Here is a 24,854-nt window from a genome sequence, read left to right as displayed (position 1 = left end):
GTGTCCGATCAGATCGCCATGGCCTGGCGTACCGCGGATTCCGCGCTCGCCCCGCCCGCCCCCGAGGAGGTGACGCGGCCCGAGCGCAGGACGTAGAACTGCTGCGCGGCCTGCAGCGCGAAGCCGATGTGCTGTTCGACCAGCAGTACGCTGAGGCCGCCCCGGCCGGTGAGTTCGATGATGGTGCGTTCGATCTCGGCGACCACCGAGGGCTGGATGCCCTCGGTCGGCTCGTCGAGGATCAGCAGCGCCGGTTCGGTGATGAGGGCGCGGGCGATGGCCAGCTGCTGGCGCTGACCGCCGGAGAGCAGTCCGGCCTTGCGGGACAACAGCTCCCGCAGCGCCGGGAACAGATCCAGCGCTTCGTCGATTAGTGCCTTGCCACGTTTGCGACCGTCGGCTACCACCTGGAGGTTCTCCATTGTGGACAGCTGTGGAAAACTCTGCTGCCCCTGTGGAACATAGGCGAGGCCGCGCTTGACCCGTCGCGACGGTGACATCCTGGTGATGTCCTCGCCGCCGAAGCGGATCCGCCCCGACTTGGCGGGCAGCAGCCCGACCGCCGCACGCAGCAGCGAGGTCTTACCGGCCCCGTTGTGGCCCATGATGGCCGCCACGCCATTGTCCGGAACCGTCAGGGACACACCGTGAATCACCTCGGTCCGGCCGTAGCCGGTGTGTAGGTCAACGAGTTCCAGCATCGGCGGCCTCCTTCGCCTCGTCCGATTCCTGCTTCGCGCCCATGGATTCATCAGCGCTGGTCTCCGCGGGCGGCAGCGCACCGGCCGCGGCCGTGCCGAGGTAGACCTCCTGCACCTTCGGATCGGCCTGCACCTGCTCCACGGTCCCCTCGCTGAGGACGCGGCCGCCCGCGAGCACCGTCACCGAGCTGGCGAACGCGCGCATGAAATCCATATCGTGCTCGACGACGATGACCACCCGCTCACCGCCGATGCGGCGCAGCAGGTTTCCGGTCTCCTCGCGTTCCTCGGCGCTCATGCCCGCCACCGGTTCGTCCAGCAGCAGCACCGAGGCGTTCTGCACCAGCAGCATGCCGATCTCGAGCCACTGTTTCTGACCGTGTGCGAGCACCCCGGCAGGTTTGTCGCGCAGCGCGGCGAGTCCGATGGTCTCGAGCGCCTCCTCGATGGCGGGCAGCACCGACTTGCGCCGGCGCAGCAGGGTGAGCGCGGAACGTCCCGCGCCCGCGGCGATATCGAGGTTCTGCAGCACGGTGAGCTGTTCGAACACGCTCGCCGTCTGGAAGGTGCGGCCCACCCCGAGCCGGGCGATCTGATGTACCTTGCGGCCGATCAGCTCGGCGCCGGTCTTCTGCGCCGAGCCGGTCGCGGGCACCAGGCCGGTGATGGCGTCGATGAGGGTGGTCTTGCCCGCGCCATTGGGGCCGATGAGGAAGCGCAGATCGCCCTGCAGGACGGTCAGATCCACGTCGGTGACGGCCTTGAAGCCATCGAAACTCACGGACAGGCCGCGGATTTCGAGGTATTCGCTGTCCATTCCGGCATTGCCGCCGATTTTCGGTTCGGGTGCGGTCATCGTGCTTCCACCTTCTGCTCGGCCTCCGCCTCTGCCTCGGACTCGGCCTCGACCGCCGCCTCGATCTCGGGTGCGGCGGCCGGTTCCGGTGCGGCGTCGGGGGCTGTCGCGGGCCGCAGCCGCTCCAGCAGCTGCTTGGCCATGGGCCCGAATCCGGCCAGTCCGGCCGGAATGAAGCCGACCACCACGATGAACAGCGCACCCTGGAAGTAGGTCCACGCCGACGGGAAGTGCTCGGAGAACGTGGTCTGCGCCCAGGCCACGCCGATCGCGCCCAGCACCGGCCCGAGCAGGGTGGTGCGGCCGCCGATGGCGACGCCGATCAGGAACGCGATGGACGGGACCACACCGATGTCGGCCGGGGAGATGATGCCGACGATCGGGGTGAACAGGGCGCCCGCGATGCCGGCGAAGAACGCGGCCACCACATAGGCGACGATCTTGATATTGGCCGGGTCATAGCCGAGGAACCGGACCCGTTCCTCCTGATCACGCACGGCGACAAGCAGTTCCCCGTACCGGCTGCGCATGAGCTGGCGTGCGACGGCCACCACGATCAGCAGCGTGCCCGCCGCGATGAAGAACAGCATGCGCCGGTTCACCGGATCATCCAGGCGGAAGCCGAAGAACGAGCGGAAGTCGCTCAATCCGGTGAAGCCGCCCATGGTCTGCTGCCCGGTGAGCAGGATCGCCAGCGCCGCGGCCAGCGCCTGGCTCAGGATGGCGAAGTACGCGCCCTTGACCCGGCGCTTGAACACCCCGAAGCCGAGCACCGCGGCGATGGCGGCGGGCAGCACCGCGATCGCCAGCAGCGCCACCGGCGCGGACTCGAAAGGCCGCCAGTACGAGGGCAATTGGTCCACACCCGCGATGGTCATGAACTCCGGCACATCCTCGTGCGCCTTGGCGGCGTCGGCCATCTGCATGTGCATGGCCATGATGTACGCGCCGATACCGAAGAACACGCCCTGGCCCAGGGTGAGCATGCCGCCGCGGCCCCACGCCAGGCCGATGCCGACCGCGACGATGGCGAAGCACAGGAACTTCGCGAGCAGGCTCAACCGGAAGTCGGTGAGCATCGCCGGTGCGATACCGAACAGGACGATGGCGCCGATGACGAAGCCGCCCAAAGCTTTCAGGGAAGAGTTGGCACTCAGCCGCTGGATGGTGGTCATGCCAGACTCCTCGTCCGGACGGTGAACAGACCCTGCGGGCGTGCCTGCAGGAAGATCACGACCACGATGAAGACGATCACCTTGGCGACCGTCGCGGTGGTCGAGTATTCGACGAACGAATTCAGCAGGCCCATGGCGAAGGCCGCGATGACGGTGCCCTTGATCTGCCCGAGGCCGCCGATGACGACCACGAGGAAGGCGTCCACCAGATACGACTGCCCGATGGTGGGGCTGGTGGAACCGATCAGGGTCAGGGCCACGCCGGCCACCGCGGCCAGCCCGGAACCGATGAAGAAGGTGCTCACATCGGTGAGACGCGAAGAGACGCCGGAGGTTTCGGCCAGGCTGCGGTTCTGCACCACCGCCCGGATGCGGCGGCCGAGCGGCGTCGTCTTGAGCGCGCTGGCCAGCGCGATCACCGCCACCACGGCCAGCACCATGATGAAGATGCGGGTCTTGGGCACCACGGTGCCCGCGATGGTGAGGCCGCCGGTCAGCCAGTCCGGCGCGACCACGTTCTTGGCGGGCGCGCCGAAGATGTCCCGCACCGCCTGCTGCAGGATCAAGCCGACACCGAAGGTGACCAGCAGGGTGTCCAGGGGGCGGTCGTACATCCAGCGGATGAGCCCCATCTCCAGGGCCGCGCCCAGCAGGCCGCCGATCAGGAAGCCGGCGAACAGCGACACGATCAGCGCCACGCCCGTCGCCGAGATCAGTTGTTCCACGACGTAGGTCGTGTAACACCCGGCCATGATGAATTCACCGTGCGCCATATTGATGACGCCCATCTGACCGAAGGTCAGCGACAGACCCAGCGCGGCGAGCAGCAGGATCGAGCCCAGACTCAGCCCCGTGAAGAGCTGTCCGACAGCCACGTCCATGATCAGTACCTCTCGAGCTCTATTGGTGGAGAACGCCGTACGGCTGGTGCGATGCCGCGGTGAGAGTCGCGCGGACACCGCACCAGCCGCCCCTCATCGGCGGCCGCCGAATTACTTCAGGCCCTTGGCCCAGTCGTAGTTCTTCAGGTACGGGTCCGGCTGGATCGGCTTGCCGGAATCCCAGACGGTGTAGATGAGCCCGTCGGGATGGATCTCGCCGATGCGCGCGGTCTTGGTGATGTGGTGGTTGGAGCCGTCGATGGTGACGGTGCCCTCCGGCGCGTCGTAGCTCACGCCGTCGGCGGCCTTCTGAATGTCGGCCACCGCGAACGACTTCGCCTTCTCCACCGTCGCCTTCCACAGGTAGACCGAGGTGTAGGCGGCCTCCATCGGGTCGGAGGTGGGCTTGTTCGCGCCGTAGGCCGCCTTGTACGCGGCGACGAACGCCTTGTTCTGCGGGGTGTCGACGGTCTGGTAGTAGTTCCAGGCGGTCAGCTGACCCGCCACGTTCTGCACGCCGACGCCGCCGACCTCCTCCTCGGCAATGGACACCGAGACCACCGGCATGTCAGCGGCTTTCAGGCCCGCGTTGGCGTACTCGCGGAAGAAGGCCACATTGGAGTCGCCGTTGAGGGTGTTGAACACCGCGCCCGCCTTGGCATTGCGGACCTTGTTGACGATGGTGGAGAAATCCGTGGAGCCCAGCGGGGCGTAGTCCTCGCCCTTGATCTCGATGCCATTGGCCTTGGCGTACGCCTTGATCTCGCGATTGGCGGTCTGCGGGAAGACGTAGTCGGAGCCCACCAGGTAGAGGGAGGTGATGCCCTTCTGCTTCAGGTAGTCCAGCGCCGGGATGATCTGCTGGTTGGTGGTGGCGCCGGTGTAGAAGATGTTCTTCGAATCCTCCAGGCCCTCGTACTGAACCGGGTAGTACAGCAGCGAATTCAGCGATTCGAACTTGGGCTTCATGGCCTTGCGCGACGCCGAGGTCCAGCCGCCGAACACCGCGGCCACACAGTCGGAGCTGATCAGCTTCTCGGCCTTCTCCGCGAAGGTCTTGGGATCCGAGGCGCCGTCCTCGAGCACCACGTCCAGTTTCTTGCCCAGGACGCCGCCCGCGGCATTGATCTGGTCGACCGCCAGCTTGGTGGCGTTGGCGACGGTGACCTCGCTGATGGCCATGGTGCCGGTCAGCGAGTGCAGTGAACCGATCTTGATGGTGTCCTTCGACGTGTCCACGCAGGACTTGGCATTGGAGCCCGACGCGGTGTCGCTGTCGCGCGAACCACAGCCGGCGACCAGGACGGCGGACAGCGCCAGCGCGGTCGGAATGGTGATCGCCTTCATCAGGCGGGCGGCCCTGTCCCGGCGGGGAGAGTCGTGCATGGGCGGATCCTTCACTTCACGTGTTCGGCGGCGCCACGTGCGCCGCTTGCGAATACCGCCGCGTATACAGCGGCTGTATTCGTGGAACGAAAGGTAAACGGGAAGTATTGCGCCGGAATGACTCTCGATGAATGTCCGATTTCCTACATTGCCGCGGCGTGAATTTCTGCTCACCGCATCGTGGTTCGTTCGATGTGAAGGAAACATTATTGCAGGTCAAGGGATATGAAACGGCCCGAGCCGGGGTCAGCGGAAGCTGACACCGGCTCGGGCGCAACGGTGAGATCGGCTCAGTAGCAGTACTGGTCGTGGGTGTAGTAGTCGGTGTGGCAGTCCTGCTGCCACGTCCAGCCGTCCTGCCGGTCGTCGTTGGTGGTGCCGGCGCCCGCCGCGCTGCCCGTGCCACCACCGATCAACGCACCGATCATCGCCGCGAACGGCAGGGCGATGATGCCGAGCCCCCCGGTGGCCACCGCGATGATGACGCCGACGACGACGCCGCCGAGCGCACCGCCCAACGCGCCCACGGCACTACCGGTTTCGGTCGCGCGCTGCTTGGGCGAGGTCGGCACCCACCGCCCGATATCCGCCGCACCCGGCTGCGCGACCTCGCCGGCCTCCGGATGCGCAACCAGCTTGGTCCCGTTGTCCTCGATGCTCGGATGCATAGAAACCACCAGATCCGTACCCGCGGTGGTCATCGCCAGCGGCATCCGCGACACGACCACCCCGGAGCCATCCAACACATCCACCGACGCATCGGTAAGCCGGAAAGTGCCCCCGGTCAGCGTCGTCGTTACCGTCTTGTCCGCATCCGACCGAACAATGGAGTAACCCAGATCATTCTGCCCCTGAGCGGGGTGCTGAATCGACTGCACCGCAGCCGGATCCGCCGTCGGCACCGCGTAGGACGTACCCCCTGTGATCGCCAGCGCGGCAATGGTGAGGCCAGCAGTGGCGATAACCTTCTCGATTTTCACACGATCATGTTCGTCTGCGATTCAACCCGTGTTTCCCATCCGGATAGGTCATCCAATCGGTCATCAAATGATGTCCAGCAGTCATCGAATGATGCACGGAGCCAATCCCGAAGCATCGCCGGACGAACTGAAAGGCGAATCCAGAACTTCATCGACGATGGCCGGTCGAAGGACGCGGTCACTGAATGACGTAGGGGGAGATGGAGCTTCGGTGTTCGCTGATGTCGAGTGACTTGCCGAGGGGCGGGAAGGCGCGTTGGGGGCAGTTGGAGCGTTCGCAGACGCGGCAACCGGCGCCGATGGGGGTGGCTTTGGGCTCGTTCAGGTCCAGGCCGTCGGCGTAGACGGTGCGGCCGGCGTGGCGGAGTTCACAGCCCAGTCCGATGGCGAAGGTTTTGCTGGGTTCGCCGTAGCGGGTGGCGCGGCGTTCGACGGTGCGGGCGATCCAGAGGTATTTGCGGCCGTCGGGCATCTGGGCGATCTGGGTCATGATCTTCGCGGGGTAGGCGAAGGTCTCGTAGACGTTCCAGAGCGGGCAGGTGCCGCCGCTGGAGGAGAAGTGGAAACCGGTCGCGGACTGGCGTTTCGACATATTGCCGGCGCGGTCCACGCGGACGAAGGAGAAGGGGACGCCGCGGAGTTTGGGGCGCTGCAGTGTGGACAGGCGGTGGCAGATGGTCTCGTAGCTCTGGGTGAAGAACGCCGATAGGCGTTCGATGTCGTAGCGGAAGTCCTCGGCCACCTCGTGGAAATGGGTGTAGGGGAGGACCGTGGCAGCGGCGAAATAGTTGGCGAGGCCCAGTTTTGCGAGCACGATCGAATCGTGGCCGCTGAAATTGCCCTCCGCCACCAGCTTTTCGATGAGCTCGCCGCATTCCAGATAGGCCAGCTCGGCGGCCAGCTTGAACACCCGCTGCCCGCCCGAGAGATGCGGCGCGATTTCCAGGCGGCGCTGGTCGGGATCGAAACGGTGCAGCACGCCGTCGCCCAGATCGATACGCTCCACGATCTGCACGCCGTGCGCATCGCTGAGGCGGCGCGGGATCTCGCGCTTGAGATCGCCGCCGTGGAATCGCATGCGATGGGTGAGTTCCTCGGCGGCGGTATCCAATTCGTGAATGTAGTTCTGCCGCTGATAGAAGTAGTCGCGCACTTCCTCGTGCGGTTTGGAGATGGCGCCCGAACCGCTGCCGTCGGCGAAACGGTCCTCGGTGGCGGCGGCCAGCTGCGCGGTCGTGTTCCGGTAGCGGCGATGCATGTTCACCATGGCGCGCGCCAGACCCGGGTGCGCGGACACCATTTCGGCGATCTCCTGGGCGTCGGCCTCCACCCCGAGCTCCTGGTCCATCACGACCTCCTGGAGTTCGGCGATGAGCCGGGTGTCGTCCTGGGAGGAGAAGAAGCCGGCGTCGACGCCGAAGACTTCACTGATGCGCAGCAGGACCGGTACGGTGAGCGGACGCACGTCGTGTTCGATCTGATTCAGATAGCTCGCGGAGATCTCGAGCTTCTTGGCCAGCGAGACCTGACTCAAACCGCGCTCGGTACGCAGCTGTCGCAGCCGCGCACCGACGTAAGTCTTGGCCATGTGCCCGAGTTTATTGGTGTCTTCGCATCGTTGCCAACGTGAGAGTTAGCAGAGCTGCTGCGCTGTGTGTCACATCGTTGTCGGTCGCCCGGGTTACCGTCGACGGGTGCTCTTGTCCGATGTGGTTGAGGCGTCACAGGGTGTGCGGGCGACGTCGTCGCGAAAGAACAAGATCAAGATCTTTGCCGACCTGCTGAAGCAGGCGGCGCCGCAAGAGTTGGCGCAGGTCGTGGCCTGGTTGTCCGGCGAGCTGCCGCAGGGGCGGATCGGAACGGGCTGGCGCACGCTGACCACGCTCGCGGTCGAGCCGGCCGCGGTGCCCACGCTGTCCGTGGACGAGGTGGACACCTCTTTCAGCGAGCTGGCCGAGGTCGGCGGCAGCGGGTCGGCGGCGCGACGACAGGAACTGCTGGCCACCCTGTTCGGGGCCGCGACCCAGCATGAGCACGAATTCCTGCTCCGCCTGCTGACCGGGGAGATGCGGCAGGGCGCGCTGACCGCGATCGTCGCCGAGGCGGTGGCCGCCGCCTTCGACGTGCCGATCGAGGCGGTGCGGCGGGCCCACATGCTGTCCGGGCGGCTGCCGGTCACCGCCGTCGCGGCGCGCACCGGCGGCGTCGAGGCCCTGGCCGCGTTCCGGCTCGAGGTCGGGCGGCCGATCCAGCCCATGCTGGCCTCGCCCGGCGCGACCCTCGAGGAGGCGATGGCCGAATTCGAGGGGCGGGCCAGCGTCGAGCACAAGATGGACGGCGCCCGCATCCAGGTGCATCGCGACGGCGAGCGGGTGTGGGTGTTCACCCGTACCCTGCGCGACATCACCGCGAGCGTGCCCGAACTGGTCGAGGTGGTGCGGCAGCTGGACTGCACCAGTGTCGTCCTCGACGGAGAAACCTTGGCGCTCAACGACTCCGGCCGCCCGCGGCCCTTCCAGGAGACCATGAGCCGCTTCGGCGCCGCCACCTCCCAGGAACTGCTGCTGCACCCCTACTTCTTCGACTGCCTCCACCTCGACGGCGCCGACCTGCTGGACGCCCCGCTGCGCACGCGCCGCGAGGCTCTCACCGCGGTGGCCTGCGGCCTGACCATTCCGGCCCTCATCGCCCCCGACCCGGAAGCCGCCGCCGAATACTTCGACGGCGCGCTGGCCGGGGGTCACGAGGGCATCATGATCAAATCCCTGGACGCCCCCTACGCCGCCGGCCGCCGCGGCCGCTCCTGGCAGAAGATCAAACCCACCCACACCCTCGACCTCATCGTGCTCGGCGCGGAATGGGGCTACGGCCGCCGCACCGGCTACCTCTCCAACCTCCACCTGGGCGCCCGCGACCCCGAGGGCGGCGACCCGATCATGGTCGGCAAAACGTTCAAGGGCCTCACCGACGCGCTACTCCATTGGCAGACGGCCGAATTCCCGCGCCATGAACGCAAACGCGACGGCAACACCGTCTACCTCTACCCCGAACTGGTAGTCGAAATCGCTCTCGACGGCGTCCAGACCAGCCCCCGCTACCCCGGCGGCGTAGCCCTCCGTTTTGCCCGGGTAGTCCGCTACCGCCCCGACAAGGAACCCCACCAAGCCGACACCATCGACACCATCCGCGCCCTGCTGCCCGGCACCAGATAGTCAGGGGGCGATGCCGCTCTCGCCCCTTCCGAGGCGCTGCTGGGTGGATTCCCGGGGATGCGAGGGCGGAGCCCCGAAATTGCCCTGGGGGTTCGGGGGGCGAAGCCCCTGAGAGTCTCGAGAGTGGGGACCCTCCTCACAGACGATTCACAGCTGGAACAGGGCACGCTCCGAGTTTCGGGCGACATGATTCACGTGTCGACGCTCGACCGGACGGTTGTCAGGTGACGGGACACAGGAACTGCCACCGCATCTCCCACGCGGATTCCCTGTGAGCTCGTGCCGTTCGGGAGACTTCGACGGTGGATTGCGCATGGTCCACCTTGTGGCCGGTGGTGCCCCGCCCCTCGCCGGGCACCGCCGGCCGCGGTCAAGATTCGTGTCGCGGTCAGGATTCGTAGTCGCGGGTGCCGGTCAGGTTCGGCAGCCGGCGGCGGCCCGCGGCCAGCTCACCCGCCAGATGCTCGTAGGCGATGGCCAGTTCGGTGAGCCGCTGGGCGGCATCGTGCACGGCGTCGTCGGGCGACATGGCCAGGGACAGGTAGGCGAGCGCGGAGAATTGCGCCAGCCGGTCCACCACCGTCCCCACGGTCTCGGTGTGCAGGTGGGCGTCGCGGGCGGCCTTGGGGAGTTCGGCCGCCACCCAGCTGTCGATATCGAGCACCAGCCGCGCCCGGTCGTGGTCGATCCGATCGGTGCCGCCCGCTCTGGTGAGCCGCCGCTCGTGCAGGTCCGCGAGTAAGCCGGCGCAGCGCAGCACCGGATGGTCGTCGGGGGGCAGGCCACGGCAGGCCTGCAGCAGCAGGTGTTTCGGTGGGAGCGGATGCACGGCCGACATCCTGCCCCTCGAATATCTCCGAATGGCAACGACATTCGGTGCCACTTTGCCGCGCAGGGGTTGCATCCGGTGCCGTGACGTGCCGAGATGATGGGGTGATCCTCACCGTGACCCTGAACCCGGCCTACGACATGACCTACCGGGTGGAGCATTTCGAGCGGGGCCGGGCGCAGCGGGTGCGGTCGGTGGATCAGCGGCTGGGCGGGCGCGGCATCAATGTCACGCGGGTGCTGAACCAGCTCGGCAAATACGCCCGCGCCACCGGCTTCTCGGACCATTCCTTCGCGGCCGCCGCGGAACTCGAGATGCCCGTGGATTTCGTACACGCGCTGCCGTGGGTCCGTCGCACGGTGGTGATCAGCGAATCCGATGACGGCACCGCCACCGCGCTCTGGGAGCCCGGCCCGCGGGTCACCGAACCGCACGCGGCGGATCAGCTGCGGGTGCGGGTGGCGGGCCTGCTCTCGGATATGAGCGGCCTGGTCATCTCGGGTTCGCTGCCCGGCGGGGTGAGCCCGGGCCTGCCCGCCGAGCTGGCGCGCACCGCCATCGCCCGGGGCGTGCCCACGATCTGCGACTTCGACGGCCAGCCGCTGGAATTGGCCGCGCGCGTGCCCGGCGTCGTGCTCACCCCCAATGTCGAGGAGCTGGAGCTCCTCACCGGCCGCCCGGCGGGCACCATTCCGGAGATCCTCGCGGCCGTCGATCCGCTCATCGCCGACGGCGTGGGCACGGTGGTGGTGACTCGGGGCGGCGCGGGCATGGTGGCGGTCACCCCGACCCGGGCCTGGACGGCGGCGCTGCCGAAACCGCTGGCGGGCAACCCCACCGGGGCGGGCGACGCGGCGGTGGCGGCCATCATCGCCGCGCTGGCCGCCGGCACCACACCGGACTGGCCGGAGCTGCTCGCCGACGCGGTCGCCACTTCCGCTGCCGCCGTGGTCATTCCGGTCGCGGGCGAGATCGATCGGGTGCTGCGGGATCGGCTGCTGCCCACCGTGCGGGTGCGGGAACTCGAATCCGTCGCTGTCCGGCCGTGACACTCCGCGGACACGCCGTATATGAGGAGCTGTGAACTGAACCGCGCGGCGGCGTGGTGGCGGCGACCGGGGATTGTCCCGGGTTAGGTTGGGGGAGTGTCGGACCTAGGAACTCAACCCGATCGGGGGTCGGGTGTGGACGACAGTTATCGAATGCCCCGGGTGGTGCGTGCGGCGCAGGTGCTCGCGCTGGGAATCGCGGGGCTGGGCGCGATCTGCGTAGCGTCTTCGGGATGGCTGCTGGGAGCCAAGGCCGCGATCGGGACCGCGGTGCCGTTCATCCCGGCGTTCCTGCTCGGTCTGGTCGCGCTGATATTCAACTCCGAGGGGCAGTCGGTGCGCATCGGGGCGATTCTCGTGGCGGTCATGAACATGCTGTGGACGGTGCCGTCGATCACCGCGGGGCGGCCGCCGGGGCCGCTGGGGCCGCTGGTCTCGCTGGCGGTGATCGTGCTGCTGTTCCGCCGGGAGGCGCGCGACTGGTTCGAACCCCCGGCCTGGTGGTGAGACCCAACTCTGGCAAGTTTCGCATTCCCGCTGCGTAACAAATAGGTCATCTCGTCTGCTCATTTGCAATCTGCGTGCAATTCCCGGCACTTACCGTTGGCGCTATGAGTTCGGAAGCCGCCGCGGGGACGGGTATTCACATCAGCGGGCTGAGCAAGACCTTCCGCTCCGGGCGGCGGGTGGTGCCGGCCCTGGACACGGTGGATCTGCATACCGCGCAGGGCGCGTTCCTGTCGCTGCTGGGGCCCTCCGGGTGCGGGAAGTCCACCATCCTGCGGATTCTCGCGGATCTGGAGTCGCCCTCGGCGGGGACCGCGAAGATCAATGGTGAGACGCCGGCCGAGCTGCGCAGGCGGCACGAGTTCGGGATCGCGTTCCAGGATTCGGCGCTGTTGCCCTGGCGCAGTGTGGAATCCAATATCAAGCTGCCGCTGCAGGTGGCGGGGCTGCCCGCGGACCGGGAGCTGGTCGCGGATCTGATCCGGCTGGTCGGCCTGGAGGGCTTCGAGAAGGCCAAGCCCGCGCAGCTGTCCGGCGGTATGCGGCAACGGGTTTCGATCGCCCGCGCGCTGGTGGTCCGGCCGACGGTGCTGCTGCTGGACGAACCCTTCGGCGCGCTCGACGATATGACCCGGCAGCGGCTGAACCTCGAACTGCTACGCATCTGGACCGAAAAACCCGCCACCACACTGATGGTCACGCACGGCATCGCCGAGGCGGTCTTCCTCTCCGACGTGGTGGCCGTCATGAGCCCGCGGCCCGGGCGGGTGGTGGAGGTCGTGAACATCGACCTGCCGCGGCCCCGCACACCGGAGATGATGCGCACGCCCGAATTCCACAAGCTGCACGACTATCTGTCGGAGCTGCTGTTCGGGCGCAGTGGCCGGGGCGGGGTGGCATCGGAATGAACTGGGGCGCAATGAGAGAGAGTCTGCGGATAACCAGGCTGGGCGGCTTGGCGGGCATTCTCGTGCTACTGGCGCTGTGGACCCTGCTCGCCGAACTGCGCGTCGCGGGCGGCACCGTCCCGAGCCCGTGGACCGTGCTGCACACCATGTACACCGACGGCTGGGCGCTGTACGGACCCAACTTCCGGATCACGGCCTGGGGTGCGCTGCAAGGGTTTCTGTGGGGCAATGCGCTGGCCATCGCGTTGGCGGTGCTGGTGGTGCTGATCCCGCCGATCGAAATGCTGGTCACCCAGCTGGCCATCCTGAGCTACTGCACGCCGCTGCTGGCGCTGGGGCCGATCATCCTGGTGGTGTTCGGCGGGCGCACGCCGACGGTGTTCCTGGCGGCCATGTACTGCTTCTTCACCACCATGGTCGGCACCGTATCCGGATTGCGGTCCGCGGACCGCACCAGCCTGGATCTGGTGCGCGCCTACGGCGGCGGCCGCTGGCAGCGGCTGACCCGGGTACAGCTGATCGCCGCCCTGCCGAATACCTTGGCCGCCTTGAAGATTGCCGCGCCCTCCGCGGTACTGGGTGCGATCATCGGCGAGTACCTGGGCGGCGTGGACAGCGGCATCGGGGTGGCCCTGACGGCCGCGCAGACCGCCTACAACGTGCCGCGCACCTGGGGCATGGCGCTGGCCGCGGCCGCGCTGGCCGGGCTCGGCTATGCGCTGGTGGCGCTGGTGGCGCGGGTGGCCGTGCCGTGGACGCGAGCGGAGGCATGATGACCGACAAGGTCGCGAACCCGGCGGCGGGCCGGGCCGGGCAGCTGCTGAACCTGCTGCGGCCGATCGGGAGATTCCTGCTGCCACTACTGGTTTCGCTGATTCTGCTGGTGGCCCTGTGGTACGGCTTCCTGAAGCTGTATCCGCAGGTCGGGCTGGTCGGCAAGAGTCCGGGGGACGTGTGGAAGTACCTGGTGACCGGACCGACTTCCGCCGGCGCCCGTCAGGTGATTTTCGACGAAATGCGAATCACCCTGCGGGACGCGGTGATCGGCTTCGGCGCGGGCATGGGCGCGGCACTGGTGGTGGCGGCGCTGTTCATCGGCGTTCCCGCGGTGGCGCAGGCGTTCATGCCGGTGGCGATGCTGCTGCGATCGGTCCCGCTGGTGGCCATCACCCCGATCATCGTGCTGGTGTTCGGGCGCGGACTGCTCGGCGTCACCGTCATGGCCGCCATCGTGGTGTTCTTCCCGGCCCTGGTGATGATCATGACCGGCTTGCGATCCGCGCCCCGGCAGGCCACGGAACTGGTACTGGCCTACGGGGGTTCGAACTGGACGGCCATGCGCATGGTGGCGGTCCCGGCCGCACTGCCCGCGGTGTTCGCGGCCGCCCGGGTCTCGGTGCCGGGCGCGCTGATCGGTGCGCTGCTCGGCGAATGGCTGGGCAGCGGAACCGGTTTGGGCGCGGGGCTGATCCGCGCCATCCCCACCTTCCAGTACAACCGGCTCTGGGCGTCGATCGCGCTGGTCACGGTGGTGTCGGTGTTCGCCTACGCGGTGGTGGGCGTGCTGGAAAACCTGGTGCTGGCGCGGTTCTCGCCGGAACGGAGCCGGGAATGAGCACACGAGTTAACGCGGCGCACACAAATACCTGCGGAAAAGCAAAAAATCGGAAATCGAAACGGCTTACATTCGCCGCATGAGTGGTGTGTTCCGGCCGGATTCGGCCTCGCAGTTGTCCATGGGTCGGCGATCCTTCCTCCGCTACGCCGGATTGACCGGTGCGGCGGTGGGCGGGGCCGGATTGCTGGCCGCGTGCGGTAAGGACTCCTCGGGCTCCGGCAATGGCTCGGTCGCCGACGGTTCCAAGTACGGGACGGTGGCCGTGCAGCTGTCCTGGTTGAAGAACATCGAATTCGCCGGTGAGTACTTCGCCGATTCCAAGGGCTATTACAAGGACGCCGGATTCGGGTCGGTGAATCTGATCGCGGGCGGCGCGGCCAGCACCTCCGTGGAGGCGGGGCTGGGCACCGGCAAGATCTGGATCGGCATGTCCGCGCCGCAGACCACCGCGCCCGCGATTCTGGAGGGCCTGTCCGCCAAGATCGTCGGCACCACGTATCAGAAGAATCCCTTCTGCATCGTGAGCTCCAGCAAGAGTCCGATCCTCAATCCGCAGGGCATGAAGGGGCGCAAGATCGGTGTGCAGGACACCAATCAGCTCATCTTCAATGCGCTGCTGACCGCCAATGGCATGTCGCCCTCCGACGTCACCATCGTGCCCGCGCAATACGATCCGACGCCGCTGGCCAACGGTGAGGTGGACGGCTGGGTGAGCTACGCGACGAATGAGCCGATCACCCTGGCCACCAAGGGGTTCCAGAACTACAACTTCCTGTTCGCCGACTTCGGGCTGCCGCTGGTCGCGGAGACGCTGACGGTGAGCCAGCAGACCATCGACAAGGAGCGCGACAAGCTCAAGGCGTTCCTGACGGCGGAGATCAAGGGCTGGAAGGACGCCGTCGCCAACCCGGGCGAGGCGGCGCGGCTGGCCGTCGAGGTGTACGGCAAGGATCAGCGCCTGGAGCTGCGCGAGCAGACCATGGAGGCGCAGGCGCAGAACGGGCTGGTCGAATCGGCCGACTCCAAGGCCAACGGGCTGTTCACCATGACCGACGCGCTGATCGAGCAGAACATCGTGGCGCTGGCCAAGGCCAAGATCGATATCAAGGCGGACAAGCTGTTCGACCTCTCGGTGCTCAGAGAGGTCTTCGCCGAGCACCCCGAATTGAAGTAGCTCAGCGCATCAGAGTCGAGTCAGCGCATCAGTGCCGAGTCAGCGCGCCAGCTGCACGTGCCGGCGGCCCCCGCCGGAGGAGGCGGACAGCGGTTCGGCGGAGGTGCCGTTGCGGACCGCCAGCAGTTCGGCGGCGATCGACACGGCGGTCTCGGCGGGGGTGCGGGCGCCCACGTCGAGACCGGCGGGGGAGTGCAGGCGGGACAGGGTCTCGTCGGTGAAGCCGCCCGCCTGCAGGGCCTCCAGCCGATGTGCGTGCGATGCCGGGGTGCCCAGGGCGGCCAGGTACCCCAGCTCGGGTAGTCGCAAAGCCACGGTGAGCAAAGGGATTTCGAACTTCGGGTCGTGCGAGAGCACCACCATGGCGGTGTCGGTGCCGATCTCCCCGGCCGAGGCGAGGGTGTTGAGGTAGCGGTGCGGCCAGTCGACCACCACCTCGCAGCCCGGGTAGGCGGTCGGATTGGCGAAGGTGGGGCGGGCGTCCACGATGGTGATCCGGTAGCCGAGCAGCCGGGCCTGGGTGGCAAGCGCGCTCGCGAAAGCGTTGGCCCCCACCAGGATCAGGTGCGGCGGGCGGGCGAACGAGGACACGAAGACATCGGAGTCGGGGAGCGAGACCAGCTCGGTGCCGTGCTTGCGGTCGGTGATGAGGTGCTGGCCGATCACATCCGGGTCCGAATGCCAGACCACGGTGAAGACGGTGACCTGCCGCTGGGCCGCCATATCGGCTGCCACATCCGGGAATTCGGGAAAGTGCCTGCGGGAGAAGGGTTCGGTGAACACGTCCAGAGTGCCGACACAGTCCATCTGCGCGTCGAGCCCGCTGCCCGGTCCGAATCTCTGCAGCCCGCGCCGTCCGGTGTGCGCCGAGTCGATGGCGGCCTCGTAGGCTGCGGCCTCGGCGCAGCCCGCCGAGATCGATCCGAAGGCCCGCCCGTCGGCGTCCACCACCATGGCCGACCCGATCGGCACGGGTGTAGCGCCTTGTGTCCGAACCAGAGTGGCCAGCCCCCCGGTGCGCCCGCTGTGCCAAATTCGAAGAAGGTCGTCGACGATTTCCCGCATCACATGCTCCCGATCACAGTGCGGTGTCCGCCGGATAATCCCGATCGATCCCCGTTGCGAGGTCATCGCACGTGACGCACACCATATCCGCTCGTTGTCGTAAATAAGTGCCTGCCCCCGAATTTCCCTCCGCGCTCGCGCACACCCCCGCCCAGTGCGCGCGTCCCAGCACCACCGGATGCCCGGGCGTGGTCCCGAAGAACGCCCGCGCCAACCGGCTCTCGCTCGCCCGCGCCGCCGCGATCACCCGCTCGACCACCGCGGGCCCGACGTCCGGCGTATCCACCGGCATGATCGCGACCAATTCCGCGGGGGCTGTGCCGTGATTCGTCGCCGTGGCACTCCCGGCGCTGAGGCCCGGTGCCGCGGCCGCCGCCAGACCCGCCCGCGTGGAGGCGCTCAGGCCGAGGTCCCAGTCCGCCGCCCAGACCGGGTGGACTTCCTCGGGCAGGGCGATGCCCGAGGTTTGCGATACCTGCCACTCGCCGCCCGGTGCGCGGTAGGCGGGCCCGGTTGCCCCCAGTACCACGAAGATTCGCGCGCACCCGCCGTCCCGCAGCGCCGCCACCGCCCCGCGTAGCCAGCGACCGTCCTCGGCCAGCACTTTCGGCATGCCATATCGCCGACCGGCACCGGCCGCGAGCAGAATTCCATCGCAGCGTTCGGGACTCACGCGAGCAGGGTAGTCCCGCCCGCGCACCTTCGCTGACCAAGCGACCATCAGGGATTGCCTCACCGCCCGGACCCTGGCAACCGGCAGCGCGCCGCCGCGTCATCGGAGACCTCCTCGCCCGCCCGGCCGCGCCCGGCAGTCGGAGATCGGGCTGTATTCAGTTGGCAGACAGCTGGATTCGCGTCCGGCGTAGCGAAGAAGTCGTCCGCCCGCGGGGAAACAAAGGCGGTCGCCCGGCAGTCCGCCGCAGGTCACGGCCGGATCGGGCGGAGAACAAATCCCGGGTCGATCGGGTAGCGGCCCGGCCGCTCCGGGGCGATCCAATGGAGGTGTCGGGCGGTGCCGGGTCGGGGCGGGGTCCGAATCGAACGGAGGATCGGATCGATGGCAATCACTGCGGGGTGGACGTGCCCGAGCCCGGCGGCCGCTACCCAGCCGCTGATCCCGTCTCGTCCGGGCAACAACGAGGCCCCGCACCGAGTTTGGTGCGGGGCCTTCGTGTGCGGGTGGCTCAGCAGCGGCGAATGCGGGTGGCTCAGAAGAGGGCCAGGGCGGCGAGCAGGCCGGACAGGGCGATGAACTGCAGGGCCACCCGGAGGTTGATGATGCTGTCCCACCTGTCCTGCAGCGCACGGGCATCGGCGGGGATGACCCCGGACTGGGCGGCGGCCTTCTGGGCGGTGTTCACCGGCTTGGCCACCTTCACGTAGAAGGCCAGCCAGGCGATCAGGGCGACCAGTGCGACGGCGGCGGCGACGGCCGCGCCGGTGTGGCCGGAGACCACGGCGACGATCAGCGTGAGGGCGGCGGTGACGACGCCGCCGGCGCCGAAGATCGGCATGCGCTTGTCGCCGTAGTAGTGGCCCCAGCCGGCGCTGACGGTGACGGAGGCGTCGTCGAGGCGGCGGTAGACGGATCGCATGATGAGGGCGGCGCACCAGTCGGTGCCGTAGACGACGGCATTGGCGAGGACGGCGAGGGCGGCGAGGAACTGGCCGGTCAGGACGAGCATGGGGGCCTCTTTCGGCGTGATCTAGCTGTGCTAGGAACTGAAGCAACGATAACAAGGCGGAGCTATATTGTCTAGCGGTGCTAGATCACGAGTCTTCAGTTCAACCGAATGGTCCGAAGCGGGCACCCTGGTGGCTCGCCTCACAACCATCAAGATCGGAATGCTCTGTGAAGGTGCTCACATCCGGACTGCCGTCGGCGCGTCATGCGCCGGTGGCCCCCGTCACGCAAACAGTACGGGCGTTATGCAAAACCGCACGTCAGCGCTACTGGCAAGTAGATTTCACCGCTGCTATTCGCAAGCAAATTTTGCAGGCTTAGCAAAATGCTGGTGAAAGCTAGCGGGGATTCACACTTGCAACAGGTAGACGCATATTTTTTCCTGTGCCATCGTGTGGAAGTACACCTCGCGGGCCTAGCAAGTCTGCAAATTGCCGCTCCAGCAGTGGTCGAACATCCTCGCTCCCTCATCCGGCGCATGGTTCGATCCGCGGGGCTACCGAGACCGAACGAAGAAGTGGAGTCAGAGATGTCGAAGGTCGGCACCCCGAAGACCGCTGCGGAAATCCAGCACGATTGGGACACCAACCCCCGCTGGAAGGGCGTCACCCGCAACTACACCGCCGAGCAGGTCGTGAAGCTGCAGGGCACTGTCGTCGAGGAGCACACCCTCGCCCGTCGCGGTGCCGAGATCCTCTGGGATCTCGTCAACAACGAGGACTACATCAACTCCCTGGGCGCCCTCACCGGTAACCAGGCCGTGCAGCAGGTCCGTGCCGGCCTGAAGGCCATCTACCTGTCGGGTTGGCAGGTCGCCGGTGACGCGAACCTGTCCGGCCACACCTACCCGGACCAGTCGCTGTACCCGGCCAACTCGGTTCCGGCCGTGGTCCGCCGCATCAACAACGCGCTGCTGCGCGCCGACGAGATCGCCAAGGTCGAGGGTGACACCTCGGTCGCCAACTGGCTGGCCCCGATCGTCGCCGACGCCGAGGCCGGCTTCGGTGGCGCGCTGAACGCCTACGAGCTGCAGAAGGCCATGATCGCCTCCGGCGCGGCCGGCGTGCACTGGGAGGACCAGCTGGCCTCCGAGAAGAAGTGCGGCCACCTGGGCGGCAAGGTGCTGATCCCCACCCAGCAGCACATCCGCACCCTGACCTCCGCGCGTCTGGCCGCCGACGTCGCCGACGTGCCGTCGGTGATCATCGCCCGCACCGACGCCGAGGCCGCCACCCTCATCACCTCCGATGTGGACGAGCGCGACCGTGAGTTCCTGGATGGCACCCGTACCGCCGAGGGCTTCTTCGGTACCAAGAACGGCATCGAGCCCTGCATCGCGCGTGCCAAGGCCTACGCCCCCTACGCCGACCTCATCTGGATGGAGACCGGCGTGCCGGACCTCGAGGTCGCGCGCAAGTTCGCCGAGGCCGTCCGTGGCGAGTTCCCGGACCAGCTGCTGGCCTACAACTGCTCGCCGTCCTTCAACTGGAAGGCGCACCTGGACGACGCGACCATCGCGAAGTTCCAGCGTGAGCTCGGCGCCATGGGCTTCAAGTTCCAGTTCATCACCCTGGCCGGCTTCCACTCGCTGAACTACGGCATGTTCGACCTGGCCTACGGCTACGCCCGCGAGGGCATGACCGCCTTCGTCGACCTGCAGGAGCGCGAGTTCAAGGCCGCCGCCGAGCGTGGCTTCACCGCCGTCAAGCACCAGCGTGAGGTCGGCGCCGGCTACTTCGACACCATCGCCACCACCGTTGACCCCAACACCAGCACCGCTGCGCTGAAGGGCTCGACCGAAGAGGGCCAGTTCCACTGAGTTTCCCAAGGTGACAACTGATTTCGTGAGAATCCGGTAACTCCCCGGTGACGATCGAAATTGGTTCGCCACCCAACCGCCGGCTCGGGTGCATGGCGACGACGGCTCTTGGCCGCCCGCTGAATACCCGGAGAGGCGGTGGCGTGGACAACCCTCGGGGCGGCAGTCGCATCACAACCTCGGCCGCCCCGGGGACCCGGAACTTCGCCGGGAGGGGATGGCAAGCCCTCTCCCGGCGAAGTTCACCCGCCCTTCCCGTCGACAGCCCCGGCGGGGAGGGCATCTTCCTATAGCGTTTTTTGCAAAGACCTTAAGAAGGCGCAGGGTCGAAAAAGTTAGTCCGACGCCTTCACCCACAGCCACGACGGCCGACTGGCGGCGTTCGATACGTGACAACTGATTTCGTACCGGTAGGGGTAACTCACCGGGTACGACCGAAATCGGTTCGGCACTCGACGCAGGCACGGATGCAGAAGTGGCAACGGCACTCAGCCGCCCGCAAAAGTTGCGGGGAGGCGGAACGGAGCGGGACGTGAGCAGCGAAAAGATTCAGCGCGTCGGCATTATCGGCGCCGGACAGATGGGTGCGGGGATCGCAGAAGTCTGCGCCCGGGCACATGTCGATGTCCTCGTCTTCGAACAGACCCGGGAACTCGCCGCCGCCGGCCGTGCCCGCATTTTGCGGTCGCTGGACCGCGGGGTGTCCAGCGGCAAGATCACCGAGCGCGAGCGGGAGCAGGCCGCCTGGCGGCTGCGCTTCACCTCCGACCTCGGCGACTTCGCCGACCGTCAGCTGGTCGTCGAGGCCGTCGTGGAGAACGAGGACGTGAAGACCGCCATCTTCGCCGAACTCGACAAGGTCGTCACCGATCCGAACGCGGTGCTGGCCTCCAACACCTCCTCCATTCCGATCATGAAGATCGCCGTGGCGACCAACAACCCGGAGCGGGTGGTCGGCATGCACTTCTTCAACCCGGTGCCGGTGCTGCCGCTCGTCGAGCTGGTCACCACCCTCAAGACCACCGAGACCGTCACCAAGCGCGCCGAGCAGTTCGCCGCCGACATCCTGGGCAAGCAGGTCGTGCGCTCCGCCGACCGCTCCGGCTTCGTGGTGAACGCACTGCTGGTGCCCTACCTGCTCTCCGCCATCCGCATGGTCGAATCCGGTTTCGCCACCAAGGAAGACGTCGACAAGGCCATGGTGCTGGGCTGTGCCCACCCGATGGGCCCGCTGGCGCTCACCGACCTGGTCGGCCTCGACACCGTGAAGTCCATCGCGGACTCCATGTACGCGGAGTTCAAGGAGCCGCTGTACTCCGCGCCGCCGCTGCTCATGCGCATGGTCGAGGCCGGCCTGCTGGGCAAGAAGGCCGGTGCCGGCTTCTACCAGTACAATTCCGCCTCCCCGCGTACTTAGCGGGCGGCTGAGAGCCGTCGGCGTCTCGCACCCGTGCCGGCGGTTGGGTGCCGAACCGACTTTGGACGCACCCGGCGAGTTACCCCGAACCTTGCGAAATCAGTTGTCGCGTTGGGTCGCGGAGCTCGCCGGGCCTTCGGCCACGGCGCCGTGAGAGTGCGGAGCATCTTTTACCAAGGTGCGCGTCGCCGGGCTTGTGGCGGCGTGCACCTCAACCGGGCATAAGCTGCAAACAGGTCGAGCAGGACCGGCAGCTCGGAAGGAGTGTCCGTTCATGGTCAACGTCAGCGGTGGGTTCGGATCGAGCATCCTGGGTTACCCGCGAATCGGAGAGCACCGGCAACTCAAGCGTGCTTTGGAGTCATATTGGCACGGCACGCTTTCTCGTGACGAACTGCTCGCGGTCGGGCGCGAGATCCAGGAGAGCCAGTATCTGGAGCTGGCCGCCACCGGGTTGACCCAGGTCCCGGGCAACACCTTCTCCTTCTACGACCACATTCTCGACAACGCGCTGCTGTTCGGGGCGGTCCCCCAGCGGTTCGAGTCCTTCCGAGAAGGCTTGGACCCGTTGGACTTCTACTTCCTGATGGCTCGCGGCCGGCCGGATCTGCCGCCGCTGGAGCTGGTGAAGCTGCTGAACACGCCGTACCACTACCGGCAGCCGGAACTCGAGCCCGACACCGAATTCTCGCTGCACCCCGAGGCGCTGCTGGACGAGTTCGATCGCGCCAAAGCGGCCGGCATCGAGCTGCGGCCGGTGATCCTCGGACCGCTGTCGCTGCTGCTGCTGTCCAAGACCGGCCATGTTCCCGGCGAGACCGAATTCGACAAGCTGGTGCTGCTGGACAAGCTGCTGCCGGTGTACGAGGAACTGTTCGAGATCCTCGCCAAGCGCGGCGCCACCTGCGTGCAGCTGGACGAGCCCTGTTTCACCAGCGACCGTTCGCCGTCCACGATGGAGCTGTTCGAGAAGACCTACCAGCGGCTGTCCAAGGCCCCGCTGCGCCCGCGCATGCTGGTCACCGGGCAGTACGGCGATTTCGGCGCGGCCATCGAAATCCTGTGCCGCACTGCGGTGGAGGCCATCGGTCTCGACCTGGCCAGCTACCGGGTCGTGCCGGAGGAACTGGCCAAGATCCCCGGCATCAAGCGCAAGCGGCTCTACGCCGGTGTCATCAGCGGCACCAATGTGTGGCGTGCCGACCGGTTCGTGACGCTGGAATACCTGAACGCCCTCGCCCAGGTCTGCCCCGACATGGTGGTCTCCACCGGCGCCACGCTGCTGCACGTGCCCTACGACGTGCTCGTCGAATACGAGCTCGAGGGTCCCGTCGCCGACCGCCTCGCCTTCGCCAAACAGAAGGTGCTGGAAGTGGTTTCGCTGGCCAAGGCGCTCACCGAGGGCCCCTCGGAGAAGTGGCGCCGGAAGCCGACCTCGGTGCACTTCAAGCAGAAGCACGCGGTGCGCCAGCGCGTCTACGCCGTCACCCCGCAGATGCGGGTGCGCGAGCCCTACGAGACGCGAAAGGTCGCGCAGCAGGCCAAGCTTCGGCTGCCGGTGGTGCCCGCCACCACGCTGGGCTCGTTCCCGCAGACCGAGACGGCCCGGCAGGCGCGCCACGACCTCGGCCAGGGCCGGCTGTCCTACGAGGAGTACCGCAAGCGCATCGAAGCCGAGATCGAGTCCACCATCCGGCTGCAGGAGGACATCGGCCTCGACGTGCTGGTGCACGGCGAGCACGAGCGCAACGACATGATCCAGTACTTCGCGGAGCTGCTGGACGGCTTCGCCACCACCCACTTCGGCTGGGTGCAGGTGTACGGATCCCGATGCGTGCGACCGCCGATCGTGTACGGCGACGTGTCGCGCCCCGAGCCCATGTCGGTGTCCTGGACCACCTACGCCCAGTCCCTCACCGACAAGCCGGTCAAGGGCATGGTCACCGGACCGGTCACCATGCTGGCCCGCTCCTTCGTGCGCCAGGATCAGCCGCTCTACGAGACCGCCGACCAGGTGGCGCTGGCCATCCGCGACGAGGTGGTGGATCTGGAGAAGGCGGGCATCGCCATCATCCAGGTGGACGAGCCGTCCATCCGCGAGCTGCTCCCGCTGCGCAAGAAGGGCCAGGCCGAATACCTGCGCTGGGCCGTCGGCGCGTTCAAGCTGGCCACCTCCGGCGTCGCTCCGGAAACCCAGATCCACACGCACATCGGCTATTCCAGCCGCGGTGACGTGGTGGCGGCCATCGAGGAACTCGACGCGGACGTCACCGCCATCGTTGCCACCCGCTCCATCGAGTGGGTGCTGGAGGCGCTGAAGGAGGACTGCGCCGAAGGCCGCGGTCTCACCCACGGCGTCGGCCCGGGTGTGTACGAGTCCCGCTCCGCCCGGATCCCGGACATCGACGAGCTGGACGAATTGCTCACCGCCGCAGCGGAGGCCGTCACCCCGGAACGCCTGTGGGCCAACCCGGACGGCGGCCTGAAGACCCGCCACCACTGGCAGCTCGACCCGTCCCTGCGCAATATGGTCGCCGCGGCCCGCCGCGTCCGCCGCCGCGCGGAGGCCGCCGCAGGCGAGACCGCCTGAGGCAGTAGCGCTCCCGGAACCCCGGTCCGATCCTCCGATCGGGCCGGGGTTCCGTGCGTCCGGGTCACGAATCGGTCATGAACCGACGATTAGCGTGCGGGACACAGGTTTTCGAGAAAGGCAGTGGGCATGGATCCGACGGGTAAGAGCGATCAGCCGGTGGACGATCCCGAAACCGAGAAGCAGTACAACGACACCTACAACCAGAAGGGGGATCAGGTGCCGCCGGATCCGCCCTGGAAGTCGGGTCGTTGAGCGCCGACCCGGGATTGTCGGTGGGTGCCGCTACCGTGTGGGCGTGAACCGCACGGATCGGCTCTACGCGATTGTCGAGGAGTTGCGGGCAGTGTCCCCGCGGCTGCGGACCGCACGGGAATTGGCCGCGCGGCACGGGGTGAGCGTGCGCACCGTCGAGCGGGACATCAGCGCGCTGCAGCAGTCGGGGGTGCCCATCTACGCCGATGTGGGGCGGCGGGGTGGGTACGCGCTGGAGAAGAGCATGTCGCTGCCGCCGCTGAACTTCACCGCGGCCGAGGCGGTGGCGCTGGCGGTCGCCGTGGCCCGCGCCGACGATGGGCCCTTCGCGGCGGCCGGGCGCAGTGCCCTGCGCAAGATCCTGGCCGCCATGTCCCAGCAGAATGCCGACGCGGCACGGCAATTGGCGTTGCGGGTCCGCCTGCTGGAGTCGCCGGAGGCCGTCGCGCCGATGCCGATCCCGGCCGAGGTGGAGCAGGCGGTGGTGGCGCGGCGCGTGCTGCGCATCGAATATCTGGATGGCTCGGGGGTGCTCAGCGAGCGTGAGGTGGAGCCGGTGGCGCTGCTGCACGGGACCAATGGCTGGTATCTGCTGGCCTGGTGCCGGCTGCGCGACGAACCGCGCAACTTCCGGCTCGACCGGATGAAGGGCATCGAGCTGACGGAGTGGACGGGGCCGGAGCGGACCATCGACATGTGCCGCCCGGACGAGGCGGTGCACGAGGTGCGGATGATCTCGCTCGGCTAG

The 24,854-nt window shown here is 67.5% G+C and carries 23 protein-coding genes; 12 read left to right on the top strand and 11 right to left on the bottom strand.

What is annotated here, in order from left to right:
* Window positions 1–8 precede the first annotated feature (8 nt).
* The 7 genes from urtE to ramB all read right to left on the bottom strand — a co-directional run bounded on the left by urtE (window position 9) and on the right by ramB (window position 7,567).
* Window positions 9–701 (bottom strand): urea ABC transporter ATP-binding subunit UrtE, encoded by a 693-nt coding sequence (gene urtE, locus AB0L60_RS29650; protein WP_364620385.1) that lies wholly within the window; start codon window positions 699–701, stop codon window positions 9–11.
* Entirely contained in the window at window positions 685–1,557 is an 873-nt protein-coding gene (urtD, locus tag AB0L60_RS29645; RefSeq protein ID WP_364620382.1) for an urea ABC transporter ATP-binding protein UrtD, read from the bottom strand. Before urtD ends, urtE begins: the two co-directional genes overlap by 17 nt.
* On the bottom strand, window positions 1,554–2,732 hold the full coding sequence (urtC, locus tag AB0L60_RS29640; protein ID WP_364620380.1) for an urea ABC transporter permease subunit UrtC: 1,179 nt from the start codon (window positions 2,730–2,732) through the stop codon (window positions 1,554–1,556). Before urtC ends, urtD begins: the two co-directional genes overlap by 4 nt.
* Window positions 2,729–3,613: an urea ABC transporter permease subunit UrtB gene (urtB, locus tag AB0L60_RS29635; protein WP_364620377.1), complete on the bottom strand. Its 885-nt coding sequence runs from the start codon at window positions 3,611–3,613 to the stop codon at window positions 2,729–2,731. The genes urtC and urtB overlap by 4 nt, the downstream gene beginning before the upstream one ends.
* Window positions 3,614–3,724: 111 nt before the next feature.
* Window positions 3,725–4,999, bottom strand: a complete 1,275-nt coding sequence (urtA, locus tag AB0L60_RS29630; RefSeq protein WP_354847105.1) for an urea ABC transporter substrate-binding protein — start codon at window positions 4,997–4,999, stop codon at window positions 3,725–3,727.
* 290 nt (window positions 5,000–5,289) lie between these two features.
* Window positions 5,290–5,901: a hypothetical protein gene (locus tag AB0L60_RS29625; protein WP_364620372.1), complete on the bottom strand. Its 612-nt coding sequence runs from the start codon at window positions 5,899–5,901 to the stop codon at window positions 5,290–5,292.
* A 256-nt stretch (window positions 5,902–6,157) separates the two neighbouring features.
* A complete protein-coding gene (ramB, locus tag AB0L60_RS29620) occupies window positions 6,158–7,567 on the bottom strand; it encodes an acetate metabolism transcriptional regulator RamB (protein ID WP_364620369.1) in 1,410 nt (469 codons plus the stop codon).
* A gap of 106 nt (window positions 7,568–7,673) precedes the next feature.
* Here ramB and AB0L60_RS29615 point away from each other — a divergent pair, with 106 nt between their 5' ends.
* On the top strand, window positions 7,674–9,191 hold the full coding sequence (locus tag AB0L60_RS29615) for an ATP-dependent DNA ligase (RefSeq protein ID WP_364620366.1): 1,518 nt from the start codon (window positions 7,674–7,676) through the stop codon (window positions 9,189–9,191).
* A 388-nt stretch (window positions 9,192–9,579) separates the two neighbouring features.
* Here the strand turns inward: AB0L60_RS29615 and AB0L60_RS29610 are convergent, their stop codons facing one another.
* Window positions 9,580–10,020, bottom strand: coding sequence for a DUF4254 domain-containing protein (locus AB0L60_RS29610; protein WP_354847094.1), 441 nt, complete (start codon window positions 10,018–10,020; stop codon window positions 9,580–9,582).
* A gap of 104 nt (window positions 10,021–10,124) precedes the next feature.
* Between AB0L60_RS29610 and AB0L60_RS29605 the strand changes: the two genes are divergently transcribed.
* The 6 genes from AB0L60_RS29605 to AB0L60_RS29580 all read left to right on the top strand — a co-directional run bounded on the left by AB0L60_RS29605 (window position 10,125) and on the right by AB0L60_RS29580 (window position 15,276).
* Window positions 10,125–11,069, top strand: coding sequence for a hexose kinase (locus AB0L60_RS29605; protein ID WP_364620363.1), 945 nt, complete (start codon window positions 10,125–10,127; stop codon window positions 11,067–11,069).
* Between the two features lie 153 nt (window positions 11,070–11,222).
* Window positions 11,223–11,576: a hypothetical protein gene (locus tag AB0L60_RS29600; protein WP_364620360.1), complete on the top strand. Its 354-nt coding sequence runs from the start codon at window positions 11,223–11,225 to the stop codon at window positions 11,574–11,576.
* Between the two features lie 104 nt (window positions 11,577–11,680).
* Window positions 11,681–12,484, top strand: a complete 804-nt coding sequence (locus AB0L60_RS29595) for an ABC transporter ATP-binding protein (protein WP_364620358.1) — start codon at window positions 11,681–11,683, stop codon at window positions 12,482–12,484.
* A gap of 11 nt (window positions 12,485–12,495) precedes the next feature.
* Window positions 12,496–13,257 (top strand): ABC transporter permease subunit, encoded by a 762-nt coding sequence (locus AB0L60_RS29590; RefSeq protein ID WP_364620355.1) that lies wholly within the window; start codon window positions 12,496–12,498, stop codon window positions 13,255–13,257.
* A complete protein-coding gene (locus AB0L60_RS29585; protein ID WP_364620353.1) occupies window positions 13,257–14,099 on the top strand; it encodes an ABC transporter permease subunit in 843 nt (280 codons plus the stop codon). Before AB0L60_RS29590 ends, AB0L60_RS29585 begins: the two co-directional genes overlap by 1 nt.
* A gap of 79 nt (window positions 14,100–14,178) precedes the next feature.
* Window positions 14,179–15,276 carry an ABC transporter substrate-binding protein gene (locus AB0L60_RS29580; RefSeq protein ID WP_364620350.1) on the top strand — a complete coding sequence of 366 codons (1,098 nt, stop codon included), beginning with the start codon at window positions 14,179–14,181 and terminating at the stop codon, window positions 15,274–15,276.
* Window positions 15,277–15,315: 39 nt separating this feature from the next.
* Here AB0L60_RS29580 and AB0L60_RS29575 read toward each other — a convergent pair whose 3' ends face one another.
* From AB0L60_RS29575 to AB0L60_RS29565, 3 genes are all read right to left on the bottom strand, one after another.
* A complete protein-coding gene (locus AB0L60_RS29575) occupies window positions 15,316–16,341 on the bottom strand; it encodes an XdhC family protein (protein WP_364620347.1) in 1,026 nt (341 codons plus the stop codon).
* A gap of 13 nt (window positions 16,342–16,354) precedes the next feature.
* Window positions 16,355–17,014, bottom strand: a complete 660-nt coding sequence (locus AB0L60_RS29570) for an NTP transferase domain-containing protein (RefSeq protein ID WP_364620344.1) — start codon at window positions 17,012–17,014, stop codon at window positions 16,355–16,357.
* Window positions 17,015–17,549: 535 nt separating this feature from the next.
* Window positions 17,550–18,026, bottom strand: coding sequence for a DUF1772 domain-containing protein (locus AB0L60_RS29565; protein ID WP_364620341.1), 477 nt, complete (start codon window positions 18,024–18,026; stop codon window positions 17,550–17,552).
* Between the two features lie 528 nt (window positions 18,027–18,554).
* Between AB0L60_RS29565 and aceA the strand changes: the two genes are divergently transcribed.
* The 5 genes from aceA (at window position 18,555) to AB0L60_RS29540 (ending at window position 24,854) form a co-directional block, all read left to right on the top strand.
* Window positions 18,555–19,844, top strand: a complete 1,290-nt coding sequence (gene aceA, locus AB0L60_RS29560) for an isocitrate lyase (RefSeq protein ID WP_364620339.1) — start codon at window positions 18,555–18,557, stop codon at window positions 19,842–19,844.
* A 532-nt stretch (window positions 19,845–20,376) separates the two neighbouring features.
* On the top strand, window positions 20,377–21,261 hold the full coding sequence (locus tag AB0L60_RS29555) for a 3-hydroxybutyryl-CoA dehydrogenase (protein WP_364620337.1): 885 nt from the start codon (window positions 20,377–20,379) through the stop codon (window positions 21,259–21,261).
* A gap of 274 nt (window positions 21,262–21,535) precedes the next feature.
* Window positions 21,536–23,851: a 5-methyltetrahydropteroyltriglutamate--homocysteine S-methyltransferase gene (metE, locus tag AB0L60_RS29550; protein ID WP_364620334.1), complete on the top strand. Its 2,316-nt coding sequence runs from the start codon at window positions 21,536–21,538 to the stop codon at window positions 23,849–23,851.
* A gap of 129 nt (window positions 23,852–23,980) precedes the next feature.
* On the top strand, window positions 23,981–24,106 hold the full coding sequence (locus tag AB0L60_RS29545) for a hypothetical protein (protein WP_364620331.1): 126 nt from the start codon (window positions 23,981–23,983) through the stop codon (window positions 24,104–24,106).
* Between the two features lie 43 nt (window positions 24,107–24,149).
* On the top strand, window positions 24,150–24,854 hold the full coding sequence (locus tag AB0L60_RS29540) for a WYL domain-containing protein (protein ID WP_364620328.1): 705 nt from the start codon (window positions 24,150–24,152) through the stop codon (window positions 24,852–24,854).

This window comes from Nocardia sp. NPDC051981 (genome assembly GCF_040680715.1).
GTDB lineage: Bacteria > Actinomycetota > Actinomycetes > Mycobacteriales > Mycobacteriaceae > Nocardia.
Note: the sequence above shows the minus strand (reverse complement) of the source record. Positions and strands in the feature narration are given on the sequence as shown.